This is a genomic window from Anaerosporobacter sp., from assembly GCF_965301125.1.
The window spans coordinates 9,633-12,083 of record NZ_CBDLAM010000072.1 but is presented as its reverse complement, the minus strand read 5'-3'; the positions used below and the strand labels follow the sequence as shown (position 1 = coordinate 12,083).

General features: G+C 34.4%; 3 protein-coding genes and 1 pseudogene. All 4 read right to left on the bottom strand.

The annotated features are described in order from the left end of the window. The coding region (locus ACW2QF_RS09755) for a hypothetical protein (RefSeq protein WP_455715811.1) at nucleotides 1-213 on the bottom strand (213 nt) is incomplete at its 3' end. Between the two features lie 14 nt (nucleotides 214-227). Further along, nucleotides 228-1,391, bottom strand: a pseudogene (locus ACW2QF_RS09750) (RHS repeat-associated core domain-containing protein); the annotation flags it as partial. Nucleotides 1,392-1,565: 174 nt separating this feature from the next. After that, on the bottom strand, nucleotides 1,566-1,904 hold the full coding sequence (locus ACW2QF_RS09745) for a helix-turn-helix domain-containing protein (protein ID WP_455715810.1): 339 nt from the start codon (nucleotides 1,902-1,904) through the stop codon (nucleotides 1,566-1,568). Between the two features lie 355 nt (nucleotides 1,905-2,259). Further along, a complete protein-coding gene (locus ACW2QF_RS09740) occupies nucleotides 2,260-2,379 on the bottom strand; it encodes a pyrroline-5-carboxylate reductase dimerization domain-containing protein (RefSeq protein WP_455715809.1) in 120 nt (39 codons plus the stop codon). Nucleotides 2,380-2,451 lie beyond the last annotated feature (72 nt).

Sequence of the window (2,451 nt, the reverse complement as noted above, 5' to 3'; positions counted from 1 at the left end):
ATTTAATACTATAGAATTGTCTTCTAACTTCTTTCCAATAATCCTATCGTAATACTTTTCGTTACGAATTTGTTCAAAAACAATATTCTTCTGCCCAATATAGCATGGTGGGTCACACGATAAACTTTCTCCTCCCCATTCAATTTTTTTCTCATATAAATCAATTTGTTTTATCTCTTCTTTTAAAATAATTATATCTAATGTATAATCCATCTTTTCCACTTTCCTTAAGGTTCAAATATTGTCGGTTCACTTCTAATCCATCCTCCTTTATCTGGTCTATATTCAAATATATGTTGATGTGGATTAGTATGATGATGTGGTGCTCCATGGTCAGTCCAATGCACCTCACTCCACGGAACATTCTGACCATTAGCTGTAGGCCAAGTCCCTGCTGGGAATGTTGCTGACTGCCTATATACTTCTCCAGTTTCGGAACTTACTTTACCACCTAACACGGTATGCGGTCTTCCTTGTGCTGCTGTCTCTGCCAGCGGAATATCCTGACCATTTACTCTTTGTTTATTTAAAGGTATTGGATTTCCATCAGCATCTCTCGGAATATATGTAGAACTACCACCCTTACTTCTATTGCTCGCAAACAACTGCAAATTCATTTTAAGAGATGGTTTCTTCCCATCCGCCACAGAATATCCATCAAGCGCTTTCCTAAGCTGCCAGTCCTCTTTTGCCTGCTTGCAAAATCCTCCTATGCCGCTCTTCATCTGCTTTCCTGCTAGAACGCTGGAAGTTATATCTAATGCTAGACCAAGGATTTCCCTGGCTGCCCTACCATCAAATTTCTTTCCTGTTTTGATGTAATTATCGTACAGATATTCTACTCTTTTGTAAGCACTATCAGATGAACGATAAAGAGTGGAGGTTCCTGCTATAATATTACAGGTTGCATCGACATATTTAGATGCTTTAGTTGCCCATTTAGATCCCTTACTCAACCATTTCATACTATTTCCAGCAACAGACCCAACGAACGGTAATGCTGAGACAAATGAGCTTATAGCATCTTCACTATTTCCTTCCGCCGCATACCATAAAGCATTAACACAGTCAAAAAGCTCGCCTATCCCTGGTATAAATCCAGCTGCATTAAATAGACTGTGCCCTAATGAACTTAAAATACTATATGGTGATAATCCTAATGGATCTACATAAGTTATTGGATTGCCTTGTACATATGCATATCGATTCAAACTTGCACTGTCACTTATACTTCCAACTATAACATCTTCGCTGGTGAATCTCTTACTATCTACATTATAGTATCTTTCTCGCATAAAGTACAGATTGTTCGCATCTGTTATTACTCCATATTCACCATTATATAAGAAACGAATCGCATCTGCCTCATTATTCTCAGTAAGCAATTCACCATATGGATCATAACTATAGTTTTGTACTACTTCACCTGTTTGATCTGTTAATGCTGTAGTACTTCCTACCTGATTGAAATGATATGTGAGATAACCTGTTGTTTCAGAATCCTATAATTCATATTTTTTCACAAATAAAAAAAGCATTGCAACTCATTCAAAATTGCAATGCTTTTATTTATCTTTATCTCTATTCTTTTTTCTGTTCTCAACGATTTGATTCACAAGTCCTAAACTCAATTCTTTTTCATAATCATTCATCTCTCTAACAACATCTAAGATTTGCTTTTCTGTACTCGTTTTTGTTTCATAAATTTCTTCTCTTCCAATTAATTCATCAATTGTTATTTTATAGATATCAGCAGTTCCCTTTAAGAAATTGATATCTGGTGCTGAAGCACCTCTCTCTATATTACTTATTATTTGCTGCGAAAGATTCAGTTTGTTTGCAAGCTTTTTTTGTGTATATCCATATTTTTTTCTTTGCTGTGCCAATCTATTTCCTAAGTCCATATTTTACTCACCTTCCTATTTGCAATTATACAATAGATATAAATACAAAAGAAGTTGACTAACCGTATTATTGTATTATATAATATAAACAAGTATATTGTTAGTTTGTGATTTAATAGTTAAATATATACCATAATATTTTTACACGATTCATACTTAGACCTTCTACATATCCCACAACTATTAAACCAAACCTTAAACTCCCATTACACAATATACTTACTTCTTATACTTTTTATTTCCTAATTCTTAGCTGTGCACTTTTACTAAAGTACGGGATTATTTCCAATGTGGACACGCTAAGATAAAGAGAAAGCTGAGATTTGGATCTCAGCTTTCTCTTTGCCATATTAAATTATATGTTATGTACTACTATTGTAGTTCCACCTGGTGAACACACTTCATCTTTCATCTCTCCAGGATGATTACTTTGCCTATTTACTATACTGATAAAAGTCCGTTGCACATTCTTCATCAACATTGACAGCTAGTATATACATCTCATTATTATTTTTTACAAGGAAATCTGTTGCATACATTTCAGGTT